Source organism: Lentisphaera araneosa HTCC2155 (assembly GCF_000170755.1).
In the GTDB taxonomy this organism is placed as follows: domain Bacteria; phylum Verrucomicrobiota; class Lentisphaeria; order Lentisphaerales; family Lentisphaeraceae; genus Lentisphaera; species Lentisphaera araneosa.
Map to the genome: position 1 here is coordinate 99377 of NZ_ABCK01000002.1, position 26658 is coordinate 126034.

At 39.7% G+C, this 26658-nt stretch carries 21 protein-coding genes; 6 read left to right on the forward strand and 15 right to left on the reverse strand.

What is annotated here, in order from left to right:
- The first annotated feature begins 31 nt into the window (after positions 1-31).
- Together LNTAR_RS01955 and LNTAR_RS01960 are read left to right on the forward strand one after the other, a co-directional pair.
- Entirely contained in the window at positions 32-622 is a 591-nt protein-coding gene (locus LNTAR_RS01955) for an RNA polymerase sigma factor (RefSeq protein ID WP_007276944.1), read from the forward strand.
- 8 nt (positions 623-630) lie between these two features.
- Complete coding sequence (locus LNTAR_RS01960) at positions 631-2667, forward strand: serine/threonine-protein kinase (protein ID WP_007276945.1); 2037 nt, start codon at positions 631-633, stop codon at positions 2665-2667.
- A 74-nt stretch (positions 2668-2741) separates the two neighbouring features.
- On the opposite strand, the gene LNTAR_RS01965 is transcribed toward LNTAR_RS01960, so the two are convergent.
- The 7 genes from LNTAR_RS01965 to LNTAR_RS01995 form a co-directional block, all read right to left on the reverse strand.
- Complete coding sequence (locus LNTAR_RS01965) at positions 2742-2900, reverse strand: hypothetical protein (protein ID WP_157473140.1); 159 nt, start codon at positions 2898-2900, stop codon at positions 2742-2744.
- 181 nt (positions 2901-3081) lie between these two features.
- Positions 3082-3660, reverse strand: coding sequence for a hypothetical protein (locus LNTAR_RS01970; protein ID WP_007276947.1), 579 nt, complete (start codon positions 3658-3660; stop codon positions 3082-3084).
- Complete coding sequence (locus LNTAR_RS27820; protein ID WP_238527704.1) at positions 3657-4085, reverse strand: hypothetical protein; 429 nt, start codon at positions 4083-4085, stop codon at positions 3657-3659. Before LNTAR_RS27820 ends, LNTAR_RS01970 begins: the two co-directional genes overlap by 4 nt.
- Positions 4086-4384: 299 nt before the next feature.
- A complete protein-coding gene (locus LNTAR_RS01980; RefSeq protein WP_007276948.1) occupies positions 4385-5575 on the reverse strand; it encodes a glycosyltransferase family 2 protein in 1191 nt (396 codons plus the stop codon).
- A gap of 58 nt (positions 5576-5633) precedes the next feature.
- Positions 5634-6440 carry a TonB-dependent receptor gene (locus LNTAR_RS01985; protein WP_238527703.1) on the reverse strand — a complete coding sequence of 269 codons (807 nt, stop codon included), beginning with the start codon at positions 6438-6440 and terminating at the stop codon, positions 5634-5636.
- A 28-nt stretch (positions 6441-6468) separates the two neighbouring features.
- Positions 6469-7623: a non-hydrolyzing UDP-N-acetylglucosamine 2-epimerase gene (gene wecB, locus LNTAR_RS01990; protein WP_007276912.1), complete on the reverse strand. Its 1155-nt coding sequence runs from the start codon at positions 7621-7623 to the stop codon at positions 6469-6471.
- Between the two features lie 128 nt (positions 7624-7751).
- Positions 7752-13421, reverse strand: coding sequence for a sialate O-acetylesterase (locus tag LNTAR_RS01995; protein ID WP_007276949.1), 5670 nt, complete (start codon positions 13419-13421; stop codon positions 7752-7754).
- 348 nt (positions 13422-13769) lie between these two features.
- On the opposite strand from LNTAR_RS01995, the gene LNTAR_RS02000 reads away from it, so the two are divergent.
- The 4 genes from LNTAR_RS02000 (at position 13770) to LNTAR_RS02015 (ending at position 16635) form a co-directional block, all read left to right on the forward strand.
- A complete protein-coding gene (locus tag LNTAR_RS02000) occupies positions 13770-14588 on the forward strand; it encodes a type II secretion system protein (protein WP_007276950.1) in 819 nt (272 codons plus the stop codon).
- Between the two features lie 181 nt (positions 14589-14769).
- Positions 14770-15603, forward strand: a complete 834-nt coding sequence (locus LNTAR_RS24920; protein WP_007276951.1) for a type II secretion system protein — start codon at positions 14770-14772, stop codon at positions 15601-15603.
- A gap of 163 nt (positions 15604-15766) precedes the next feature.
- Entirely contained in the window at positions 15767-16174 is a 408-nt protein-coding gene (locus tag LNTAR_RS24925) for a type II secretion system protein (protein ID WP_007276952.1), read from the forward strand.
- On the forward strand, positions 16171-16635 hold the full coding sequence (locus LNTAR_RS02015) for a hypothetical protein (RefSeq protein ID WP_007276953.1): 465 nt from the start codon (positions 16171-16173) through the stop codon (positions 16633-16635). Before LNTAR_RS24925 ends, LNTAR_RS02015 begins: the two co-directional genes overlap by 4 nt.
- A gap of 80 nt (positions 16636-16715) precedes the next feature.
- Here the strand turns inward: LNTAR_RS02015 and LNTAR_RS24930 are convergent, their stop codons facing one another.
- The 8 genes from LNTAR_RS24930 to LNTAR_RS26460 form a co-directional block, all read right to left on the reverse strand.
- The gene (locus LNTAR_RS24930; RefSeq protein WP_007276954.1) at positions 16716-17474 is read right to left on the reverse strand and encodes a prepilin-type N-terminal cleavage/methylation domain-containing protein; all 759 of its coding nucleotides are present in this window, start codon (positions 17472-17474) and stop codon (positions 16716-16718) included.
- Between the two features lie 349 nt (positions 17475-17823).
- Positions 17824-18408 carry a hypothetical protein gene (locus LNTAR_RS02025; protein WP_007276955.1) on the reverse strand — a complete coding sequence of 195 codons (585 nt, stop codon included), beginning with the start codon at positions 18406-18408 and terminating at the stop codon, positions 17824-17826.
- Positions 18405-19136, reverse strand: coding sequence for a hypothetical protein (locus LNTAR_RS02030; protein WP_007276956.1), 732 nt, complete (start codon positions 19134-19136; stop codon positions 18405-18407). The genes LNTAR_RS02025 and LNTAR_RS02030 overlap by 4 nt, the downstream gene beginning before the upstream one ends.
- Positions 19133-20323: a glycosyltransferase family 2 protein gene (locus LNTAR_RS02035; protein WP_007276957.1), complete on the reverse strand. Its 1191-nt coding sequence runs from the start codon at positions 20321-20323 to the stop codon at positions 19133-19135. Before LNTAR_RS02035 ends, LNTAR_RS02030 begins: the two co-directional genes overlap by 4 nt.
- A gap of 58 nt (positions 20324-20381) precedes the next feature.
- Positions 20382-21188, reverse strand: a complete 807-nt coding sequence (locus LNTAR_RS02040) for a TonB-dependent receptor (RefSeq protein WP_157473143.1) — start codon at positions 21186-21188, stop codon at positions 20382-20384.
- Positions 21189-21216: 28 nt separating this feature from the next.
- Positions 21217-22371 carry a non-hydrolyzing UDP-N-acetylglucosamine 2-epimerase gene (wecB, locus tag LNTAR_RS02045; RefSeq protein ID WP_007276912.1) on the reverse strand — a complete coding sequence of 385 codons (1155 nt, stop codon included), beginning with the start codon at positions 22369-22371 and terminating at the stop codon, positions 21217-21219.
- Between the two features lie 127 nt (positions 22372-22498).
- Entirely contained in the window at positions 22499-26191 is a 3693-nt protein-coding gene (locus LNTAR_RS02050; RefSeq protein ID WP_007276959.1) for a hypothetical protein, read from the reverse strand.
- Positions 26188-26283 carry a prepilin-type N-terminal cleavage/methylation domain-containing protein gene (locus tag LNTAR_RS26460; RefSeq protein WP_083799918.1) on the reverse strand — a complete coding sequence of 32 codons (96 nt, stop codon included), beginning with the start codon at positions 26281-26283 and terminating at the stop codon, positions 26188-26190. The genes LNTAR_RS02050 and LNTAR_RS26460 overlap by 4 nt, the downstream gene beginning before the upstream one ends.
- Between the last annotated feature and the right edge of the window lie 375 nt (positions 26284-26658).

Genomic DNA, 26658 nt, shown 5'->3' on the forward strand with positions numbered 1-26658 from the left:
GTGAAAAAACCAAAACGAAAATAGGTAAGACATGAGCGACTGGAATACGAGACATACCTTAATTCAAAGGGCTCAAAACTCCCGTGACAACGAAACCTGGGAAGAGTTTGTCGACTCATACAAAAAATTCATTTTCTACATGCTCAATCAAATGCAGGTTCCGCAAAACCTCATCGATGATTTAGCTCAAGAAATTCTCCTGAATTTATGGTCCAAACTAGAGCTCTACGCAAAGGAAAAAGGTAAATTCCGCAGTTGGCTGACTCGCGTTATTCGTAATTCCGCTACCGATTGCCTCATTAAAGAACAACGCTATAACAAGCGACAAGAAAAGGGCGCCGAAGTCTTGGAACTGCTAGAATCCATGTCCGAAACTGAATTCGAGAAAATTATTGACCGCGAATGGCGTACGCACATGGTCAAAATCACACTAGAGAGCTTAGAGTCACAATTATCTGAAACTGCAATAAAAGTTTTTAAACTCAGCCTCGAGCAAGTTCCTGCAGAAGCCATTGCCGAACAAATGGATATCACCATCGGCTCCGTTTACACCCTCAAAAACCGCGTTAAAGAACAATTTGGTCGCCGCCTCAAACACCTCGTCCAAGAACTGGAGTTTTAATAGCCCCAATGAATAACATCCTTAAAGATGTCCCTGATGACCTCGACTCAAACTTGAGTGAGCTCTATGGGGAAGTTTTAGCTGATGACACCCCAAGCCAGAGTGATCACGAGTCTTCCTTAGATTACCTCAGTGCTCAGCAAGAACGCTACACCCCTGAAGAAGAAGTGGGGCGTGGTGGAGCCAAAAAAATCCTTCGCGTTTATGATAACCGAGCCCGTCGCTACCTCGCTATGGCTCTCCCCCGTACGAAAGCAGGTTCTTCTGATCACGACTCCTTTATCCGCGAGAGTTGGATCACAGCTCAATTGGATCATCCCAATATAATTAACATTCATGAAATTGGCATTAACACAGAAAACATCCCTTTCTTCACCATGGACCTGCAAACGGAAGATAGTTTAGAACACATTCTTAGGCGTCTAAAAAATAAGGACGAATCCTATCTTCGGCGCTTTCCTCGTAAAGTTCTTATCGATTTTTTTATCAAAATTTGCGACGCTATTGCCTATGCCCATTCAATCAATATTTTGCACTTGGACATTAAACCCGCAAATGTCCAAATCGGGGAATATGGTGAAGTCATTGTCTGTGACTGGGGGCTTGCCAAATTTTTTGGTGGTCGCAAATCACAAAACCTTAATCGTGACCTCCTTGAACTAGACCTAATCGAAGAAGATTCTTCACTTGTGAAAGGTACTCCTGGTTACATGGCTCCAGAACAAATTATAGGTGAGCAAGCCTCCATCATAAGCGATGTTTATAGTCTGTCTGCATTACTTTATCATTTAGTCACATTTGAACCTATTATAACATCCAAAGGTGTCACTATCGCCCTAACACAAACTGCCTTGGGAGATATAAAAAAACCAGAAGAATTAACTCATTTATCAGAAGGCTTGTCTTCAATAATTATGAAGGGACTTTCAACAAAACCAGAAGATCGCTACCAATCTGTGATCGACTTGAAAAATGACCTCGTCAAATACCTCGATGGCTACGTCACCAATGCCGAAAATCCAGGCTTAGTAAAGGAAGCCTTGTTTTTTTTCCGACGTAACAAAACAATTTGTATTCAGGCTCTACTTTTCATTATTCTTATCATAAGCTCTACCGCCGTGTTTATTAGCAATCTCCAGCAAAGCTGGAAATCTGAACAATTGGCTCGTGTTGAGGCTGAAGAAAATGCCTTCAAGCATCAACAAGCACTTGCTCTTTACAAGAGAGCCAAAGCACAGGGTGCCAAAGTTAAAAAAGAATTCTCAGGTGTGTTACTTGGACAAGCTCAAATTTTCAATAATGCGAACTACGCAAACATCCCTGAAAAATTATTACAAAGTGCCTTAAAAGGTGCGCAGTATAAACTGGAGCAAAATCCGGACGACAAATCACTAAAAGACATATCGCTTATCAGTTTATTCCTTCTTCAAAGATATGAAGAAGCTCAGCAGTACCTCGCTGAAAGCCACAAATTTAAATACCTAAAAATGAGCCTGAATACGGCTCTCAAAGAAGCTCAAGACTATAATGGCAGAAACGTCCCACTCACAACTTTTGTTGCCGCCCTTAAGGGCTTACGAGAATTTGGCCCTGCAACTCAGGCCACCGCTTATCGCGCCATTGCCTATGATCTCAAAACACGCGCAGATTTCAATAATTATGAACTCGTCCTTGAGGAAGCCTTCATGCTGTGGAACGATCATTGGCGTGAACGAACTTTTCAATACGACAAAAAAAATCAACACTTAAAAGTAAGCGGCGATAATTTTGCTAACCTTGGCATCACCGACAAGTTTGGCCGAATACTCCTTCTTCCCTATATCCCCATCAAACACCTAGATGTCAGCAATAGCGAAGTCAAAGACTTGACCTACCTCTATGGCAGTAAAATTGAAACTTTAGACATTCGAAGAACTTTTGTGAGGGACCTTAAGCCACTACGCCATATTCCAACATTGAAAATAATTATTGTAAATCCTAGACAATTTTCTGAAGACTTATTATCAGTTGTCCCAAATCATATAAAAATCATAAAAAAAAATTAAGGTTATAGATATTTAATAAATCTTATGGCAGCTTCTTTTGACTTTCTTATGCCAATTTATAGATTCGGTTCTGTTCAGCTAAATGAATTATGCTTGACTTCTTCGCCAGTTAACTTAAAGGGTTGTATGATTGTCTGCATCACAGTTAGATAAGTTTCGTCATTGCCTTCTCTTATTACATAATTTAGCAATAAATTTACATCTAAATTATCATTGTAAATGAAGAGCTTCATAGGTGATCTTGCAAGCTTCAAAAGAGCCTTCCTCTTTAACCGTATATTTAGATCATCCACAGACTCCATTTCCTCGTCATCCATTTCATGGAATTTATCTAATGCCTAATTCAGAGGGTAAGAGGTAACTCAACCAGAAAAGAACTGATTAAGATAACTTTGTGTTGAGAATTAAATATTATTACAGATCTGGACTAATAAAAAGCTGGTATTTTTTAAACTCATTTTCATTTATAAGCTCTTTGATTTTATTATCTCGCGCAGTTTTTTCAGCGTTCATGTCGATGTTCTCCTGAGCAGCAACTTTATCGAATATATTCATGTGGTGATCAAATAAAACCTCATAGACTTCTAATGATTTTTCATCATCAAGGCCCATGAGAAATGGTGTGTATTTCTTCAAAACATTTTTTTCAATAGATTGACTGACTTTTCTCAACTCGTCAATATTTTCATTGTGAACTTTAGTTTGTTCACTAATGTCAACAGCCTCTATTCTTGGAGTGCTGATTTCACCTCTTATTTTTACTCTTGGCTTTTTTTCTTCAAGACGAGCTTCAGCTTCTATGATTGAAGGTGTTTCTTTAAGTGCTTTGCTCATTCTTAAAGCTGGTTTTTCTTTTTCTTTCAAGTCTTTTTTGTTCGTTTTAATTTCTTTTATTTGAGGCTCAATTTCTTCGTGTTGATTATTGTGATTTGAAATAAAAAAAGCAGCTAATGCAGCAATTACACATAAGGCGATACCAATAGACTTGGTCATGCTTGAATTTCCTGCACACTTGAATCATCATCCAAGTTATCGTAGTCATTAAAGATGTGACAAAGGTTGACCAAGGAGAGCCACATGGGCAGATAAATTGAAAGTGCAATACAAGTAATAAAATATAAACTAGAGTACAAATAATGAGCCAGGTACTGTGAAATTACAAAGGCCAAAATATTACTCAAGCTAGCAAAAAGATACAATCTTAATAGGTGAATTATTACTTGTCGTTTGAAAAAATAAATAGACGAAAAAATCATGGCTATAACAAAAGCAATAAAAATAATAGTTTGACTAAAGAAATAATAATAGCCAAATTGCTTTACAAGTTCGGGTTGAATCATGTCTTTTAGGCCCGCAAGTAAAATAATAATCATGACAAAGCTCAAAACTGGGTAAAATAATGAGTCTTTTTTATTCAATGTGAGCCACCTTAAAGTTAGCAAAAAAGCCATCATAACAAGTCCCGTGACCCAGGTTTTTGTTTGTGGGTCAACAAGAAGATTAGACATATGATTTTTGGGGCTGAATTGTAAGCTAAAATAAAAAATTATTGAGCCAAACAAAAGGACTAAGCCATGTGTAAAGGTAATTTTTTTTATGCAAATAAGTTTTTGTTTTTCGTCTAAGTTGAGCCGACTGCAATGATTAAATTTTTTCAAAAGGCTATGCTGAGAAAACTGAATCATGAGATACAGACAAGCAATTAAGATAAAAACAATCATGAGATAGCCTTTTTCCTATACCTAAGTGTTTTATCCCAGCTCAAAGATTTTTTAAGTCCCAGCTTTTCAATAGGCAACAAAAGAAGGGCATGAGTGGAAGCTAGCATACTAATTGTAGACGATACAAAAATATAGGGAATGTAGCGAATACAATGAGGTTGCCGATCTTTGATGCAAGCGGCAAACATTTGAAAGAAAGGACTGAAATTGCCAAATCCACAAAACAATAAAAATAAAGTAATGAGGGAAGCTGACATATTCACGCTTATATTACCAAATAAAAAAGCTACAATGGATAAAACCAGTAATGCCGCTGGAGCTGCATAAATAGTCAGCAACAGGAGCGCGTCCAGTTTTCTCAACAGATTTTTATCCGTATGCATGAGTGTTGGAATAAAGTGCTTAATCATACAGTCATTGTGACCATAAGCCCAGCGACGCACTTGCTTGTACCTAGCCTGCCAGGTTTCCGGCGTTTCTTCGAAGCAGGCTGCCGCATTGAGGTATTTGATTTTGTAGCCATTGAGATAAAGCTTGTAGGTCAAGTCAGTATCTTCTGTGAGGGTTCGAGTGTCCCATCCCCCTACGTCTTCTAATGCACTCAATCGAATACCTCCAGTAGTACCACCAAATTGCGGTAGCAGATCAAAATGATTTCTTACATTTTGGTCGATTGCATAACCTGAGCGTCTTTCCAAATCAATGAGTTTCGTCATAATATTGGCATTGGCGTTGTAGGTAACAACTCGCCCCATCGTGGCGCCAACCTCAGGATCTTTGAAAGGATTTATGAGGCGTTTAATCAAATCTGCTTGAGGAAGGTAATCAGCATCAAAGATCACAATGATTTCTGACTTCAGGGTCGCAATAATCTCTTTCATGGCTGCAGCTTTACCCGGCTCGGCGCTCATGGGGCGGTGGTGAGCTCGAATATGACTTTTGGGGTTTTTGCGTAAGAAATTATCGATTAAATCTTTGGTACCATCACTGGAGCGATCATTGAGAATAATTACCTCCAATTGGTCTTTTTTATAATCTAGTTTATTCATACATTCTAGGCAACCTTCGATAACAGCCTCTTCATTATGTGCCGGAACAAGAACGGAAACCTTTGGGTTGTACTCCTCATCAATTTCCAATCCCTCATCAATGTTTTTTTCATTATTTGAGAGAGTATAAAAAGTCATGAATAAGGACCTAAGTAAAATGAGCCCCACTAGAATATAGATAAAAAAGAATATCATTTCAAAACAACCATGTAGCGCTTATCAAGATTGAATGGGAGTGATAGGACTCCACATCTGTATATGCATACTCAACGCCAAGCTCCAGGTCTTTTTTAAGGAACTTTCCTGCTTCTAAACTAAAGCCCCAGATATCTTGCTTCACCTCGGTGATTTTATCCACTACAGAGATGTAATTTGATTTGCCAATAAGAAATTCACCACCTAAACGCCAATCATGTATCTTGCCATAGCTATAATGCGCACTTGCGCTGTAGCCAGTTTTACTGTCTTGATCAAGGTATTCGGGTGTGATATTAATTTGCCCCACAGAGAAGTATTCGTGCTGAGCAGTGAAATACTGGACAAGATCCATACTCAAAAGCGAGATGGACTGATTATTACGAAAACGTTTATTGCGGTATGTGGCCCTGTAGACACGACTTACTTTATCGTCATAAACGATTCCAGTCGCCCAGTTATGCTTGGGGATGTCATTACCTTCACTTCCTAAAAATAAATCACCATAGAGGCTCCAATGACCATCAATTTTGTATTCCGCAAAAGCTCCACCGCCAATGGCCTGATCATAGAAATCTGTGTAAAATACTTCAGCTCCCAGTTTCCACTGCTCGCCAAGACTCATTCGAGCTAAAACACTGTAATTATTGACATCATCCAAGCCGTCACTTAAGTCAACATAGTTATAGCCTAACCGAATTGATTCTAGGCTTAGTTCAGGGCCTTTTTCTATTGAGTAATAACGTTCCCCATCATACTTAAATTTTTTACCGTTTTGCTGGGCATTGAGGGCTGTTGCCATACTCATAAGGGTCAGCCCAATTAATAATTTCTTGCTAAACATTTGCTACCTCTTTTCTTTTGGCTAAAATTATATCTAAAATTCGTTTGCTGGCAGTTCCATCGCCATAGGGATTGTGAGCTCGGCTCATTTTTTCATAGAGTTTGGAGTCATCAATCAGCTGCTGAGTTTCCTTAACTAAAGCGTCGACTTCAGTACCCACAAGTTTAACCGTTCCGGCCTTTACAGCCTCAGGTCTCTCGGTTGTATCGCGCATCACTAGAACGGGCTTACCTAGACTTGGAGCCTCCTCCTGAATCCCACCTGAGTCGCTCATGATTAGCAAACAATTATCCATGAGGTAGATAAAGGGTTCGTAATCCTGAGGTGCAATCAGATGTATATTGGATACGCCCGTGAGCAGCTGTTCTACTGGTTTTTTTACATTGGGATTGAGATGTACTGGGTAGACAAAATCAATATTGGGATTGCGCTTGGCAAGATCTTTAAGTGCCAGACATATATTTTCAAAACCCTGACCAAAATTCTCTCTCCTATGACCTGTAACTAAAATGAATTTCCTAGCTGTATCAAGGTCATACCCAGATTTGTAAATAGCTTGATGACAGCCCTGGTTCAGTTCGAGGTCATTGCGTATTTTCTCTACTTTGAATAGTAGGGCATCGATAACCGTGTTACCCGTGACATAAATCTTTTCACGATCCACACCTTCTTTCATCAAGTTCATGGCAGCTTCTTCGGTGGGAGCGAAATGATAGCTGGCAATTCTACCCGTTAATTGGCGGTTAATTTCTTCAGGCCAGGGGCTGTAGATATTATGAGTCCGCAAGCCAGCCTCAACATGACCAACGGGGATTTGCTCGTAATACGCAGCTAAAGATGCCGCCATTGTGGTTGTAGTATCACCATGGACTAAAACTAAATCAGGTTTGAAGTCATGAAGAACTGGCTTGAGTTCCATCACAACATCAGAAGTAATGCTATTTAAATTTTGACCCGCACGCATGAGGTCTAAATCATAATCTGCTTTTAAACCGAAGGAAGTCATTACTTGATCGAGCATTTCACGATGCTGAGCCGTGACACAGATTTTTACTTTCAGGTGCGCAGATTTTTTTAGTTCCAGTGCCAAGGGAGCCATTTTTATTGCTTCAGGACGAGTCCCGAATACCAGTAATATTTTTCTCATTTTATCTCCTTGTTTCCATCTTGTGTAAACAGATGCTTGATCCTCAAATTGCAGTAAAAAGCGCAGGGGGATCCTAGACTGTCGAGAATTCATTCTCGACAGTCCCGTAAGTTTACAGTTTTTAATACTTAGGGGGTGTTTAGGTCACTTTGTGATGAGTTCCACTCACCTAAGTCCGCATTGTAAGTCCAAATTCTAACTCGAATATCATTAACTAGCGTACCGGTGATATCAAAACACTGATCCACATCCAGTCGAATAGGAGCATCGATAAGGCTCGTCTGAGATCCTTCTAGCTCAATGTAGTACAACCCAAGTAGTACTTGATTCCAGTGAGAGTAAACTCGTACCGTCAAGACCATGGAAGCATAAGTCGCGGCTGATTTCACTTGTGGCCAGGTCCTTAATATCTGATTCCATTGCCCAAGATTCATATCATAGGACCAAATGTGAACTTCATAGTAATCCAGCGGCTGACTCACTGCACCCACGAGTGCTTCTGCACTTGTTCGAGCAAAATAATCACTCCATTCAACATCCTGAGTAAATTTATTCACTAGCTGAATGTAGTACCAGCCATCGTAAGTACTTCTGTTCCATTCGATACGTAGCTCAGAGGCATCGCCACTATAGGAAGTGAACGAGGCATTTGCCGGAGTAAAATTAGGATCGGTAATTACCGAGTCCTCGATATGCCATTCGCCATTGGCATAAGTCCACAGGCGCACATAGACATTTTCATAGCCACTGAGATTAAGATCTACAGTCGTAACATCGGAATCAAGGTACATGCCATAGAGATCATCCATGCCTACAGATGTACCAACGGCTAAATAGTAGTAGGCCGTATTGTCCAGAGCAGTCCAGCTCAGGGTATGAGAACTCGGATTCGACATCGTTAAAGATGAAAGCTGTAATTGCTTTGATTCGTAGAGAGCTGTGACAGTGAGATTGGAACTTACATTTGTGAAGCTCGTACTCCAACCCGTAAATGACTGTCCTTCAGTAGCTTCTAAATCTGGCTCAATGGCGGAATCACCATGCAAAACGTCCTGACTTAAGTTACCACTTACTAATATTGAATCACCTATTTCAAATGTAACTGTATATTTTTTTAATGAAAAGTTGGCTGTGTAAGTCTCATTTGCGGAGACATTTGTGAGCTGTAAAGCCGTACTTGTACTCACAACATTATTTAATGAATCTGTCCAATTAACAAAATCATAAGTTGAAGAGGGGGTAGCCGTTATTATACTTGAGGATTCCCCGACAAGAATATCTTCGCTTGTAATCTCTCCGATACTACCGCCTGTACTCGATAAATACTCAAGTGTATAGATAGAATTATTGTTTTCATTCAATAAATTCAATTCATCAGCATATGCTTCTCCAACTTCAAACATGTCATTGATTCCGTCGCCATCAACATCACTGCTAATACCTCTTTCGCCGCTTCCTAAATGGCTGTTAAAAACTCCATCAATATGAGCTTGACCAAAATCCTCCGAGTTAACAAAACCAACATAATCATCCAGTGCTGCAACTCCATCTTCCAAATCAGAGCCCCATGCATTATCCGTGCCAGTAATTACAAAAGGTAATTGAGCGGAGTTTTGCACGCCGTAGTTGACATTTAGATGATTTCTTACTTCGGCTATAAATGAATTTAAGTCTGTTGCACTAGTTCCGCTCTCACCTTGCCACCAAATAACACCTTTTATATTCGGCACATAGTTTTTAGCTTCCAAACTGGTAATACCATTTGATAAAGCAGATTGAAAACCTCGCCAACAATCACCATCCTGTTCACCTGTCTCATTTAAATCCCAATCTGAAACAGCCGGATTATATGTTAATGAAGTCCCACCAACCGCATATTTAATAATGGCAATTGGATTTGCATTTATACCAAGTTCATTGATGCGATTTACAAAACCTAACTCAGGACCAAAGTAGTCTGAACCGCCGAGGTTAGATTGCCCAGGATTGCCTTTAGAAAAACCCGCCTCTGTGAAGGGTAATACATTTGAAAAATATTGTTGACTTTCTGCATTGCCATCTATCTCATGCCAAGAAGTAAAAAACAAAGCATTTTGTATTTGCTGATCGATATTTAAATCGCTTATTAAACCTTGACCATAGGCATTGGATTGACCAGCAATTATGTAGACATCTACTTCTGTTGAATCAGTAGGAGTATTAGACTCAAAAGAGGCATAATAACTGGTATTTGCTGAAGCTTCTAAAACAGTTGGCCATGACACAAAAGTTTTATCTGCCGTATTCGTTCCCAATGGTGGAACAGCTACTTCCCCCTCATTGACGGTTTGAACTGTTTGTGAACCATCGACATTAACAAAAGTAATATCATAAGTTGGTCCTGTTGGAGGCGCCACATTTACAGCTTTAAGTGAGAATGCCTCTTGAGCAAAAATGTAACTTCCACCACCATTTTTTACCATGTCCAAGTTAAGTGTATCAGGGCCCTCAGTAGTGAAGTCAACAGTATACTCGTATTTCTCAACACTATTGGCTACATAGTTTCCGTCGAATTGAGCCACTACAGTTCCTGAAGATAAACTTGCAGTTGCATCCAAGTTCAAATCATAAGTTGTTGTGTAAAACTTAAGTTGGTATGTACCAGCGGCTCCAACATTTACAGTAAGGCGTACTCCATCTCCGTTGGAATTAAGACTTGCACTACCCGCCAAACTACTTGACCCAGACAAAGTTGGTGAACCATTTGTCCAACTATACAAGTTCTGACCGTAAAACGACCCTGAATTAAACGTTGTGTTGCCAATTGCTGAAAAGCTCACAAATCCGAAGCCCTCTACCATTGTTTCAATGGGTGTAGCCGCACCTCCATTCCAGATGGCCCAATCAAGTTCACCATCTGCAGTAAGATCAATACTTGTTGAGCCGGGGTTTCCATGACTACTCTGACTTAGAGATACCTCAGCAGATGCTACAAACTCGCCAGTCTCATTTAAAGTATGAAGTGCCGTATAAGTAGCATTTTCATACGCAGGTTCAATTGTCGGCCAACCAGTGAATGTTTTATCTGCTGTACTGATACCCTCAGGCAGTGTCGCCACCACGCCTTCATTAACAGTTTGAACCGTTTGTGAAGCATCCACATTGATAAAAGTAATATCATAAGTTGTTTCAATTGGCGGTGTTGAATTGATAAATGTATCTATAAATAACTGGGCATTGGCTCTACCAACCATGACATGATCATAGTCGTGAAGATTTCCATAACTTGCCTCAACAATTACATCCTGATCATGATACGGAGAATTAACGGCGTCGTAAATTGTACCTTTGTCACTATGAGTGCCCTGATTAGCAATATAATTCAGAATCGTATTAATTTTGTCACCTGACTCAGCAACGGTATTTACCACAAATTTATACTCAGTATTACTAACGCCAGCAGCCTGCAGATCGGAATCAAGTTGAGCGAGTAGCCCATTCCAACGGGTTTCATAATCGGCCTGAGAAGTATCTGCAGTTGCATAGGGACCAAGTCCATCACTTTCGCCTTGGAACCAGAAAAAACCTCTAAAACGAGGAGTATCACCATTGGCAATAATTTCATTAATTTTGGCTTCCAGTTGGCCTTCGCCACTGTTATCTATATCAAAGAAATTACTATCATAACCAGAGTAAGCTCCAGGCCAAAACTCTGCCCACCAATAAGCTATTGGTCGACTAGGTTCTCCGGCGAGAACTACTGTCGGATTAGAAAAAAGACCTGATTCAGTCAGTTTAGTCTGTATGCCGCGACCAAAACCAAATTTATTTTCTTCACCATCGTAGAGTGGGTATGCCGCATTGGACTGTCCAGTAGCAATAAATACATCCACCAAATTCCCACCTGAACTAACCGGCTCATAGAGAGCCTCATAAACTGCATTCTCATAGGCAGGATCAATTGTAGGCCAAGCAGTGAATGTTTTGTCTACCGTGCTAGCTCCAGCTGGTGGATTGGCTACTGTACCCTCTTCTACATTTTGAACTGTTTGCGAACCATCAACATTTATGAAAGTGATATCGTAAGTTGGATCAGAAACTGGTGTCGAGCTCACTAACTTAAGTGAAAATGCCTCTTGTGCATAAATGTAGCTTGCACCGCCGTTCTTTACCATATCTAAAGTGATTGTATCAGCCCCCTCGGTAGTAAAATCAATAGTGTACTCATACTTTTGAACACTGTTACTCACGTAAGTTCCATTAGCTTCACCAACTACAGCTCCTGAACTGAGACTTGCAGTAGCATCTAAATTAAGGTCATATGTTGTCGTGTAAAATTTCAACTGATATGTACCTGCGGAAGCAATATTTATGCTTAAACGTACACCATCTCCATTTGCTGAAACATTGGAGCTACCGGCTAACGAAGTTGAACCCGACACACTGGGCGTGCCATTTGTCCATGTATAATTATTTTCTCCATAAAAGGAACCCGTGCTAAAAGTCGTAGATCCAATAGCCGTAAAAGCACTGAAACCTGATCCACCCTCCATGGTCACATTAGGACTTGAGCCACCACCATTCCAAACCGCCCAGTCAAGATTGCCATGTCCTGAAAGATTTATATTTGATGTAGCCGTGCCACCATTAGCGCTCTGTATTAAAGAAAGTGATACAGTTGCGTTGTTATTACCCGAATTATTATCAATGTACAAGGCTATGTAAGTTGCATTAGCGCTCGCAGCTACAATGCTTGGCCAGGAGGTAAAAGTTTTATTTGCCGTACTTACGCCATCAGGAGGTGTAGCTACAACGCCCTCTTCAACGGTTTGAGTTGATTGGCTTCCATCTACGTTTATAAATGTAATTTCATACTCAACCGTGGGATCAATGCCACCATCATTATTTTCTACAATTGTTGCCATTTCATCTGCATAGGCCTGACCAATATCAAACATGTCATTAACACCATTGCCATCTACATCTAAGGACTGACCATTCTCTCCACTACCTAAATGCACATTTGCCCAACCACCTTGACCAAAATCGTTGGGATCAATATAGCCAATGTCGTCATCCGGATCCGATACTAATGATTTCAAATCAGCTCCCCAAGCAAAACTACCTGTTATTACAACAGGAAAATCGCTGGCATTTTGAACGCCGTGATTTGTCGCTAAATGACTGCGAACTTCACCAATAAATGTATTTAATGCTGCGGCATTCGTTCCGCTCTCACCTTGCCACCAAACCATACCCTTAAAATTGGGTGTAGTCCCAACTGGCAAATCACCGATAGCTTTATCAAGAGCAATTTGAAACCCCCTCCAACAATCACCTGCATATTCTCCAGTCGCTACTGTATCCCAATCTGACGTTGTTCCAGCAAGCTGTGGGTTAACTGAGTTATTAATAGCAGAGCCATCAACTGCATATTTTATGATAGCGATTGGGTTTGGGGAAAGATTTATTTCATTTGCTCTTGCAGCAAAACCCACTTCAGGTCCAAACCAAGCACTACTACCAAAATTTTCACTTATATTCCCATCATTTCTAGTTTCACCGGCAATAGTCTGCGACCTCCAGCCTGAGAAGAGCTGCGGATTTATCGATGCTACAGAGGCATTATTCGTAAACTTATGCCAAGAACCATAAAACATCGCTTCTTGTGTCTTCTGATCATTACTTAAATTACTTACTAAGCCTCGTCCATTAACATTTGACTGACCTGCAATTATAAAAACATCGACTTCAGCTTGAGGGAAGAGCGGAATCGAAAATAATAATGAAAATAAAATTGATATTAGAAGTTTATGCATTTTTTGTACTCTGTTATTTGTTGTCTTTTAACAGAGAACGATCGACAAAATATAAATCTCAACAGATTTTTAAATTTTTATAAGGAGTAAAGTCTGATTTCTAATCAAATCCTCAATTTGTATATAATCACTCCAAAAATCTGTGCTGATATAAACCTAAATTATCCCTCATTTTTTGAGCATATATACTTACGCTATCAAATTATTATAAAAAATTAGTAAAACTCGTTGAGCTCCCATAAATCATTATCGTTTTAATAATAAACGAGGTGAATCGGACTGATTAAACAGCGCCCAAATTGCTGTATCACCTCATAACAAAACTTTAAAATTGTTAAGAGGCTCAACATGAAAACTAAACAAAACATCAAGTTCTTTAATATTTTAGAATTACTTATCGTCATCGCCATTATCGGCATCCTGCTCTCACTCCTATTCCCCGCTTTAAAATCAGCTCGAAGTACGGCTAGACAGACCGAATGTATGAATAATCAAAGTCAGATCGGCAAGGCCATCTTTATCTTCACGGTAGATAACGAAAAGAAAGTCCCATACGCTTATGCTCCTTACCCTTTGGCTCCTGCCGCACCTTTTGGTTGGGATGATCAGCTCAGGACTTACCTCGGTGGCAGTGAAATGAGCTATACAGATCAAATATCTAGAGCTTGGACCGCTGAAGAAAGCCTAGAAGTCCTACAATGCCCAAGTGCTAAAGAAAAAACTGTTAACGGACACCCAGATCGTATGAGGAATAACTACGTCATGCCCGCTTATGAAAATGGCCACATGGCTCGTGGTGCTCGTCCACAAAGGTTTTCGACCTATGCTGTAGATGATCGGGAGCCCTATCACAGAAAAATTACGGCCCTATCCAATCCCGGTGGAACACTTGCGCTTACTGAATTGGATTACACTGGTCCAGACTGGACGGCATGGCAAGGAGGCGGAAACATGGTTTTTACTGCCGAACTTCAGGCAGGTGCAAATGGCAACGGATTCTTCAATTTCTTAACTACTACTATCAACACTACTTTAGAGCTTCACAATCGTGAAAAAGTTAACTTCCTCCTTGCGGATGGCCATATAGAAAGCCATCATCCCTTTTCACCAGATGTCATTGGCGATGGCGACCCCGCCAATCCAGAAGGCATGTGGATTGCTAAATAAACAAGATTATATAATTCGCATTTTTTAGGCGAAACTCTTGCGATAAACAAAGCTTAATCAAAAAATTTAAATTTTTTCCACAAACTCGTTGAGATCGCCTCCAGCCCTGCCGTTTTAATGGTTAAAGAGACAAAAGTTTGTCATCCCATTATAATCGAACTAAAACTTAAGGGGTCTTAATATGATTAGTTCAAAACAGAAACGTTTCACCCTCATCGAAGTACTTGTCGTCGTTGCCATTATCGGCATCTTGGCATCACTCCTACTTCCCGCCTTAAAATCAGCCCGTGATTCAGCCCGCCAAGCCGCATGCAAAAGCAACCAAAAGCAAATCGGCGTTGCCTTTACCATGTATTTTGGTGATAACGACGACAGAGTACCAGCAGCTAATAACCAAACTGGTGGTATCAATTATGGATGGGATGATAAAATCAGACCTTACATGACGAGTGACGAAATCCCCACGCCGACCCTCATGATCGATTCTAATTGGACTGCCGATAAAGCTATGGATATATTTGTTTGTGCTAGCGCCAGCGAACCACAATGGGGCGGAAATGCAGACCGTACAATCAACAGTTATGCTATGTCTGCAGGCTGGCCCACTCCCACTGGAGGTGTCGATCCAAAAAGATTTTCTTCTTGGGTCAATAACGGGAATTTACCTACGTATAAAGTTACAGATCTCGATGACCCTACTGGTTCATTTGTCCTATCTGAAATAGATCTATCAACTGGTGGTTCTGCAAATACATCTTTACTTCAAGGCTCAGGAAATATGATTTTTGATCCCGAAATGCAAGTTTCACAAGGACAAAATGGTTTGCCCTCTTATGTCGTTGGAACCAACCCAAATTTTGAAAATAAAACTCTCGACTTACATAATAAAGCAAAAGTGAACTACATGTTTGTCGATGGTCATGTTGAAAGCCACCACCCCTTTTCTTCATCAGTCATTGGCGCTGGAACTCCAGCTGCTCCAGCAGGCATGTGGACTACTATTAAAGGTGATTAATCCCCCCTTTATCGACATGATAATAAAATATGAAAAAAACTTAAAAACTCGTTGAGATCATCTTAAGCCTCGTCGTTTTAATGTTTAAAGACATGAGAAAGTTGATCAAAAATTGCTTTCCAAAATCTTAAATATAAACGAACTAAAATTAAGGGGGCTTAATATGCTTAGTTCAAAAAAAGCTGAAGTAAAATTCACTCTCATTGAGTTACTTGTAGTTGTTGCCATCATCGGCATCCTTGCATCACTATTACTACCATCCTTAAAGTCAGCTCGAGGTTCTGCGAGGCAAGCAAGTTGCATGAATAACCAAAAACAGATTGGTATGGCCATGGCGCTATTCGCAGGTGACGATGAAAATAGACTACCCTATGCCCGTGGCCCGCACAGTGGCGGTTGGTTTTACGGCTGGGAAGATCAACTTAGAATTTATCTTGGTGGAGATAATATTGAGTACTCTACTCAGATCTATGGAATGAGGAACAAGCTCTTGATGTCCTCAGTTGCCCAAGTGCAAAGGAAAAGACTTGTGCTGGACGTTCTGATCGCCAAAGAAATAGCTATGCAATGAATGCCCATGATGTCACTGGTCAATCACTCTATGATGGTACTGGATCTGCTGCATATGAAGGTTACGACCGTTTTGGTGTCTACACGGTAGAATTCCCACAGGTTTTGCTTGATCTCGGCACTGAAGAATCCCGCAAAGAAAGAAAAATTAGAAGCCTAGAAGACTTAGGTGGAACTTTTGCCATAAGTGAGATTGACTATACTGGAAACAATTGGTACTTCGCTCAGGGAGGAGGAACAATGATTCAACAGGCCATCTATCAAGCAGGTGCAAATGGCGTAGGTTTTTGGACTGATGCAGGTGTAGAAAATACAACTTTAGATCTTCATACCAATGGCAAAGTAACCTACCTATTAGCTGATGGCGGTGTTGAAGCCCACCACCCCTTTTCCAGTGAAGTTATTGGTACTGGCACTATTGAACTCCCCAAAGGAATGTGGTCTAAAACTGCAGGTGATTAAGGACTCAAAAGTTAACACACTCTAAATCAGGGAAAAGTGTGCAAATAACTACAAATCCTTTAATTTAGATACGTTTATATTTATCTTTCCGCATCCCACATAGTATCTCTCACATCTTGCCAATTGTAGGGTAAACCAAGCATAGTTTCATAGAAATCCATGAGTTCCACGTGACCATCAACGAATGAGTAATTAAATTTACCCGAATGTGGTACAGGTCCTGACCATAGTCCAGCTCCAGCGATCGAGTTATATTGTGTCAATGAAAATACCATCCCCTCTTTATTTCCCATTGTATTTTGTTCATTGAGGTTTTCACTTTTTAAGATCGTATCGCTTGAGTTACTTATTTCACTTACTTTCCTTGACGCTCCTAAGGATTCATAATCTCCTGATATACCTCGTACTCCGTTGAGAACGTGCGCTGGATTAGGCTCATCTTTTCTGAGGACCGATATTCCATAGGACTTTTTAACCTCATTTCCTGCTCGTACTACGTCATCTTCCGGACATACGTAAAGATCGTTTTGATTTTCGGTGATTCCGCTCGATTGTGATGTTACCATCTCTGCATAACTCAAACTACTTCTACCATCATACCCAGATATCAAATCATCCCAAGTTATGACACCACCAACAACAACACCATGACTTGGAAAGTGGCTGTCATTATCATCAGTATAATTATAAAGTGCAACACTTAACTGCCTTAATTGACTGACACATGTTGCTCGTCTTGCGCTTTTTCTAGCCTTTCCTAAGGCCGGCAACAATAAGCTGGCTAATATGCCAATGATGGCTACTACAACTAATAACTCTATTAAAGTAAAACGTTTCATAAGTTAAATATATTCCTTTTGTTTTAAATCTTAAACATATAAAATTAAAAAGCGATACAAATAAAATGAAAAAAAATACAATTTATTTAAATTTCTTACACAGACTTTAACAATAGGCAAAAAACATTCACCACTTCACAGAAAATGTATATAAAATACTGTTTAAAAAAAAACTTAAAATATAATTATAGAAGAAATTAACATGTAAACTAACATTTTTTAAATATAAACTTCAAAAAAAATGATTTATACCAATCTAAAAAAACATTTAAATACAATTACTAATCAATAAATCACAAAAGTAGTAATCTTAGTAAAATCTTCACAGGACCAATGCCTCAATTATACCTCACTGAGAAAAATTCAGATCTAGAAATAGCAGATACTTTTTAAATTCGTTCTCATTTAGAAGTTCTTTGATTTTATTATCTCGCGCAGTTTTTTCAGCGTTCATGTCGATGTTTTTCTGAGTGGCAACTTTATCGAATATATTCATGTGGTGATCAAATAAAACCTCATAGACTTCTAAGGATTTTTCATCATCAAGGCCCATGAGAAATGGTGTGTACTTCTTCAAAACATTTTTTTCGATAGATTGGCTGACTTTTCTCAACTCGTCAATATTTTCATTATGCACTTTAGTTTGTTCGCTAATATCAACAGATTCTTTTGTTGGAGAGCTGATTTCACCTTCAACATTTACTCTTGGCTTTTTTTCTTCAAGACGAGCTTCAGCTTCAACTATTGAAGGGGTTTCTCTAGGTACTTTGCTCATCTTAAAAGCTTTTTTTTCTTTTTCTTTCAAGTGTTTTTTATGCGTTTTAATTTCTTGAATTTGCGGCTCATTTTCTTCGACTTGATTATTGTGATTTGTGACAAAATATCCAGCTAAACCAGCAAGTATGCAGATAGTGATGCCAATAGGTTTGGTCATGTTTGAATCTCCTGCACAGTTGAATCACTATCAAAGCTATCGTACTCATTAAAGATCTGACAAAGGTTGACCAAAGAGAGCCACATGGGCAGATAAATTGAAAGTGCAAGACAAGTAATAAAATATAAACTAGAGTACAAATAATGACCCAGGTACTGTGAAAGTGCAAAGGCCAAAATATTACTCAAGTTAGCAAAAAGATACGATCTTAATAAGTGAATTATGGCTCGTCTTTTGAAAAAATAAATAGACGAAAAAATTATGGCGATAGCAAAAGCAATAAAAATAATTGTTTGACTAAAGAAATAATAATAGCTAAACTTCTTTACAAGCTCGGGTTGAATCATGTCTTTTAGTCCCGCCAGTAAAATGACAACCATGACAAGGCTCAAAACTGGATAAAATAATGAGTCTTTTTTATATGATCCTAGCCACTTTAAACTTATTAGAATAACCATGACAACAAGCCCCGTGACCCAGGTATTTATTTGTGGATCAACAATAAGATTCGACATATAATTTTGAGGATTAAACTGTAGGGAAAAATAATAAATTATTGAGCCAATCACAAAAACTAGGCCATGTGTAAAGGTGATTTTTTTTATGCAAATAAGTTTTTGTTTTTCGTCTAAGTTGAGCCGACTGCAATGATTAAATTTTTTCAAAAGGCTATGCTGAGAAAACTGAATCATGAGATACAGACAAGCAATTAATATAAAAACAATCATGAGATAGCCTTTTTCCTATACCTAAGTGTTTTATCCCAGCTCAAAGATTTTTTAAGTCCCAGCTTTTCAATAGGCAACAAAAGAAGGGCATGAGTGGAAGCTAGCATACTAATTGTAGACGATACAAAAATATAGGGAATGTAGCGAATACAATGAGGTTGCCGATCTTTGATGCAAGCGGCAAACATTTGAAAGAAAGGACTGAAATTGCCAAATCCACAAAACAATAAAAATAAAGTAATGAGGGAAGCTGACATATTCACGCTTATATTTCCAAACAAAAAAGCTACAATGGATAAAACCAGCAAAGCGGCAGGGGCTGCATAAATAGTCAGCAATAAGAGCGCATCCAGCTTTCTCAATAGGTTTTTATCTTTATGCATGAGTGTGGGAATTAAGTGTTTAATCATACAGTCATTGTGACCATAAGCCCAGCGACGCACTTGCTTGTACCTAGCCTGCCAGGTTTCTGGTGTTTCTTCATAACAGGCGGCGGCATTGAGATATTTAATTTTGTAGCCATTGAGATAAAGCTTGTAGGTCAAGTCAGTATCTTCTGTGAGGGTTCGAGTGTCCCATCCACCCACGTCTTCTAATGCACTCAATCGAATACCTCCAGTAGTACCACCAAATTGCGGTAGCAGATCAAAATAATTTCTTACATTTTGGTCAATGGCATAACCTGAGCGTCTTTCCAAATCAATGAGCTTTGTCATGATATTGGCATTGGCGTTATAGGTGACAACTCGCCCCATGGTGGCACCAACTTGAGGATCTTTGAAAGGGCTTATGAGGCGTTTAATCAAATCTGCCTGAGGAAGGTAATCAGCATCAAAGATGACAATAATCTCTGACTTCAGGGTCGCAATAATCTCCTTCATGGCGGCAGCTTTACCTGGCTCGGAACTCATGGGGCGATGGTGAGCTCGAATATGACTTTGTGGATTCTTGCATAAGAAATTATCGATTAATTCTTTGGTGCCATCACTGGAGCGATCATTGAGAATAATTACCTCAAGTTGCCCAGTCTTATACTCCAGCTTATTCATACAGTCCAGGCAACCTTCGATAACCGCTTCTTCGTTGTGGGCCGGAACAAGCACAGAAACCTTTGGGTTGTACTCCAAATCAATTTCCAATCCCTCATCAATGTTTTTTTCATTATTTGAGAGAGTATAAAAAGTCATGAATAAGGACCTAAGTAAAATGAGCCCCACCAGAATATAGATAAAAAAGAATATCACTTTAAAATAACCATGTAGCGCTTATCAAGATTGAATGGGAGTGATAGGACTCCACATCTGTATATGCATACTCAACGCCAAGCTCCAGGTCTTTTTTAAGGAACTTTCCTGCTTCTAAACTAAAGCCCCAGATATCTTGCTTCACCTCGGTGATTTTATCCACTACAGAAATATAATTTGATTTGCCAATGAGAAGTTCACCACCTAAACGCCAATCATGTATCTTGCCATAGCTATAATGCGCACTTGCGCTGTAGCCAGTTTTACTGTCTTGATCAAGGTATTCGGGTGTGATATTAATTTGCCCCACAGAGAAATATTCGTGCTGAGCAGTGAAATACTGGACAAGATCCATACTCAAAAGCGAGATGGACTGATTATTACGAAAACGTTTATTGCGGTATGTGGCCCTGTAGACACGACTTACTTTATCGTCATAAACGATTCCAGTCGCCCAGTTATGCTTGGGGATGTCATTACCTTCACTTCCTAAAAATAAATCACCATAGAGGCTCCAATGACCATCAATTTTGTATTCCGCAAAAGCTCCACCGCCAATGGCCTGATCATAGAAATCTGTGTAAAATACTTCAGCTCCCAGTTTCCACTGCTCGCCAAGACTCATTCGAGCTAAAACACTGTAATTATTGACATCATCCAAGCCGTCACTTAAGTCAACATAGTTATAGCCTAACCGAATTGATTCTAGGCTTAGTTCAGGGCCTTTTTCTATTGAGTAATAACGTTCCCCATCATACTTAAATTTTTTACCGTTTTGCTGGGCATTGAGGGCTGTTGCCATACTCATAAGGGTCAGCCCAATTAATAATTTCTTGCTAAACATTTGCTACCTCTTTTCTTTTGGCTAAAATTATATCTAAAATTCGTTTGCTGGCAGTTCCATCGCCATAGGGATTGTGAGCTCGGCTCATTTTTTCATAGAGTTTGGAGTCATCAATCAGCTGCTGAGTTTCCTTAACTAAAGCGTCGACTTCAGTACCCACAAGTTTAACCGTTCCGGCCTTTACAGCCTCAGGTCTCTCGGTTGTATCGCGCATCACTAGAACGGGCTTACCTAGACTTGGAGCCTCCTCCTGAATCCCACCTGAGTCGCTCATGATTAGCAAACAATTATCCATGAGGTAGATAAAGGGTTCGTAATCCTGAGGTGCAATCAGATGTATATTGGATACGCCCGTGAGCAGCTGTTCTACTGGTTTTTTTACATTGGGATTGAGATGTACTGGGTAGACAAAATCAATATTGGGATTGCGCTTGGCAAGATCTTTAAGTGCCAGACATATATTTTCAAAACCCTGACCAAAATTCTCTCTCCTATGACCTGTAACTAAAATGAATTTCCTAGCTGTATCAAGGTCATACCCAGATTTGTAAATAGCTTGATGACAGCCCTGGTTCAGTTCGAGGTCATTGCGTATTTTCTCTACTTTGAATAGTAGGGCATCGATAACCGTGTTACCCGTGACATAAATCTTTTCACGATCCACACCTTCTTTCATCAAGTTCATGGCAGCTTCTTCGGTGGGAGCGAAATGATAGCTGGCAATTCTACCCGTTAATTGGCGGTTAATTTCTTCAGGCCAGGGGCTGTAGATATTATGAGTCCGCAAGCCAGCCTCAACATGACCAACGGGGATTTGCTCGTAATACGCAGCTAAAGATGCCGCCATTGTGGTTGTAGTATCACCATGGACTAAAACTAAATCAGGTTTGAAGTCATGAAGAACTGGCTTGAGTTCCATCACAACATCAGAAGTAATGCTATTTAAATTTTGACCCGCACGCATGAGGTCTAAATCATAATCTGCTTTTAAACCGAAGGAAGTCATTACTTGATCGAGCATTTCACGATGCTGAGCCGTGACACAGATTTTTACTTTCAGGTGCGCAGATTTTTTTAGTTCCAGTGCCAAGGGAGCCATTTTTATTGCTTCAGGACGAGTCCCGAATACCAGTAATATTTTTCTCATTTTATCTCCTTGTTTCCATCTTGTGTAAACAGATGCTTGATCCTCAAATTGCAGTAAAAAGCGCAGGGGGATCCTAGACTGTCGAGAATTCATTGTCGACAGCCCCGTAAGTTTACAGTTTTAATACTTAGGGGGTGTTTAGGTCACTTTGTGATGAGTTCCACTCACCTAAGTCCGCATTGTAAGTCCAAATTCTAACTCGAATATCATTAACTAGCGTACCGGTGATATCAAAAACACCTGAATCCACATTCCAGTCGAAATAGGAGCCATCGATAAAGGCTCCGTCTGAGATCCTTTCTAGCTCAATGTAGTACCAACCCAAGTAGTTACTTTGATTCCAGTTGAGAGTTAAACTCGTACCGTCAAGACCATGGGAAGAATAAGTCGCGGCCTGATTTTCACTTGTGGCCAGATCCTTAATGTCCTGATTCCATTGCCCAAGATTCATATCATAGGACCAAATGTGAACTTCATAGTAATCCAGCGGCTGACTCACTGCACCCACGAGTGCTTCTGCACTTGTTCGAGCAAAATAATCACTCCATTCAACTTCCAGAGTGAATTTATTCACCAACTGAATGTAATACCAGCCATCGTAGGTGCTTCTATTCCACTTAATAGTTAGCTCAGAGGCGTCTCCAGTATAGGATGTAAATGAGGCATTTGCCGGAGCAAAATTAGGATCAGTAATTACCGAGTCCTCGATATGCCATTCGCCATTGGCATAAGTCCACAGGCGCACATAGACATTTTCATAGCCACTGAGATTAAGATCTACAGTCGTAACATCTGAATCAAGGTACATGCCATAGAGATCATCCATGCCTTCAGATGTACCAACGGCTAAATAGTAGTAAGCCGTATTGTCTAGTGCAGTCCAAGTCAGGGTATGAGAACTCGGATTTGTCATCGTTAAAGATGAAAGCTGTAATTGTTTTGATTCGTAGAGAGCTGTGACAGTGAGATCGGCTGTAATGTTGTCAAAAGCCAAATCCCAACCTGTATGAGCATAGCCATTAGGTGGATTTATCGAGGGTTCGACTGCACCGCTTCCGTAAGCAATACTTTGACTCAACTCACCACCGCCAATTCGAGTTCCTGCTCCCAAATCAAAGCTCACATTATAATTTTTAATGGCAAATTGTGCTACTACTGTTAGATCGCCAGTGATGTTTAAAAAATCAGCGGACCAATCGACAAAATTATGGCTAATAGGAACAATAATTTCTGGTGCCTGAGCACTACCTCCATGAGTAACCGTTTGAACTAATTCACCCGACTCTAAGCTCGCAATTCCTAGATCAAAAGTAACAGTATATTGATTATAATCGTATAATGCAGTGTATGTCACATTTTCAACAGCAGGTAAAATCTCAGGCCAAGCCCTAAATATTTTATCGTCTGTATCGACTCCCGCAGGGGGAACAGCTACCCACCCCTCATCGACAAGCTGAGTACTTGTTGAACCATCAACGTTTACGAAGATAATTTCATAACTAGAGGTCGCCGGCGTTGGCAAAGTTACTTTTTTAAATGAAAATGCTTCGTGAGCAAAAATATCAGTGCCAGAGATTTTAGAGATATCCAAAAAAAAAGTATCTGCACCCTCCGTTCGAAAATCAATAGTGTACTCATATCTCTCAAGATTACTACTAACATAGTTACAACTCAACTCTTCTGTAACTCCTGCTGAGGCTAAACTTGCAGTTGCCTTTAAATTCAAATCATAAGTTGATGCATAAAATTTCACCTGATAATTACCCTCATCACTTACATTTACAGTAAGGCGGACACCATCACCAATAGCATTAAACGACGCTCGCCCCGCAAGAACACTGCAATCTAGTTCACTCGGATCTCCATTAGACCATACATAATTATTTTCACTTTCAAATGCCCCACTGCTGAATGTAGCGCTGGCTATTGCTTCAATCCCTCCAAACCCAACACCATCCAACATACTCTGATTTGGCACCTGAGCTCCTCCGTCCCAAGCTGCCCAGTCAAGGTTACCATGGTCGGTAAGATTAACATCATTTAGACCCGGACCTATATACCCTTCCTGATTAAGGTTAATTGATATCTTAGACCCACCATCTTTAAGGATATACAAGGCTGTGTAGGTCGCATCTGAATATGCATTAGAGATACTTGGCCAGGAGAGAAAAGATCTGATATCCGTATCAACTCCTTCTGGAGGAACAGGGACTTCCCCCGCATTAACCGTTGTACTTACCTGACTGCCATCCACATTGATGAATTTTATAGAGTACGTCGTAATCGGCGGAGGAGATGTAATGAAAGTGTTAATAAATAATTGCACATTTGCCTGACCAACGGCATCATGATCATAACCATGAATATCACTGAAATTAGTTCGATAAGGCGCTACTTGAGTGTCGAATAAAACTCCTTTTGAATCCCCATTACTAATATTCATTAAAGCTGTATTAATACCTTCCCCTGAATTCCCCACAGTATTCATTACAAATTTGTATTGATCACTCACAAGCCCCATATCCTGCAGATCAGCTTCCACTTGATTTAAAAGCCCTCTCCACCTATTAGCATAATTGAATTCACAGGTATTATTCTGGTATGGAGGCGTCCCTACGCCATCACTTTCTCCTTGAAACCAAAATAAACCTCTAAATCTTGGCACTCCTCCTTCTGAAATAATTTGAGCTAATTTAGCTTGTAATTTTGCAGTCGTATTGTCGTAAGTCCCAAAAAATTGTTTCTTGTAAATCCACTGCGGACTGGAACCATCGTGCCAATTGGATATCTGCTCACCAGGTTCACCATCAATAACAACAACAGGATCCGAAAACAATCCCGAGTTCGCCAAGACATCTTCCACTCCTTTCCCATAATAATAAAGCCCCTCACTCCCAGAAGATTCGGGGTCAACGGGCCAAAAGGCATTGGATTGCCCCGTAGCCATAAAAACATCTACATAATTACCAGCTCCCGATTTATCAGTATAGAGAGCCGTGTAAGTTACATCTTGACTTGCGGGCTTAACATTTGGCCACCCCGTAAATGTTTTATCAGCAGTACTCACTCCTGATGGTGGCACCGCAATTCCCCCCTCATGAATCGTCTCAACTGTTTCCGTACCATCTACATTAATAAATATCGTTTCATGTGTTTTTTGTATCGGAGGTGGAACAGTGGTCAATGTTTTCAAAGAAAAAGCTTCATGCGCAAAAATCGCTTGACCACCCCCATTTTTCACCAAATCAAGAGATAGAGTATCTGAACCCTGAGTAGAAAAATCGATCGTGTATTCATATCTTTGAATTGCATTAGCAACATAACTACCATTTACTACATCTTGTATGCCCGCTGAACTTAAGCTAGCGGTAGCATCTAAGTTAAGGTCGTATGTTGAAGCGTAAAATTTAAGTTGATAATCTCCTGCGTTAGCCACACTAACAACAAGACGAACACCATCACCCGTGTTAGCTATACTCGCACTTCCCGACAAAGTACTTGAGCCAATAGAAGTAGGTGCTCCATTAGTCCAAGTGTAATTATTGGCACTATCAAAATTCCCCACGGCAAAACTAGTAGATCCAATTGCGGAAAAACTTACAAAGCCACCACCAGAACTCATGGTTTGATTAGGCGCAGACGCACCACCATCCCATGCAGCCCAATCTAAATCTCCATGCGCAGATAAGTCAACATTTGTCACACCTTTGCCAGAAAAAGCTTTTTGTGTAAGACTTATATTTACAGAATTATTAGCGCAAACAAAGAGCTGCAAGGAAAATATAATATAAACAAATATGTGGGTTGGTATTTTGGTCATCTGTGTAAGCCTAATGTGGTTAATAATAAAATGGCTAATATGCCAATGATGGCTACTACCACTAATAACTCTATTAAAGTAAAACGTTTCATAAGTTATATATTCCTTTTTTGTTTTAAGTCTTAAACATATAAAATTAAAAAGCGATACAAATAAAATGAAAAAAAAATACAATTTTTTTAAGAAGACTTTAATAATAGAAAAATAAACATTCACCAATTCACATAAAATATTTTTTAATAACAATTTAAAATATAGATAAGAGGGCTTTTAACATAAAAAATACCATTTCTAAAAAAAATAAACTCCCAATAGTTTTGGCTGGGATGACCAACTAAGGACCTACTTAACTAGTAATGAAATCCCCCGTGCCACCCTTCTCAATGACTGGCAGTGGAATGCTGATAAAGCGCTAGATATTTTAGTTTGTCCCAGTGCCTCAGAACCTCAAACTGCTGGTAATGCTA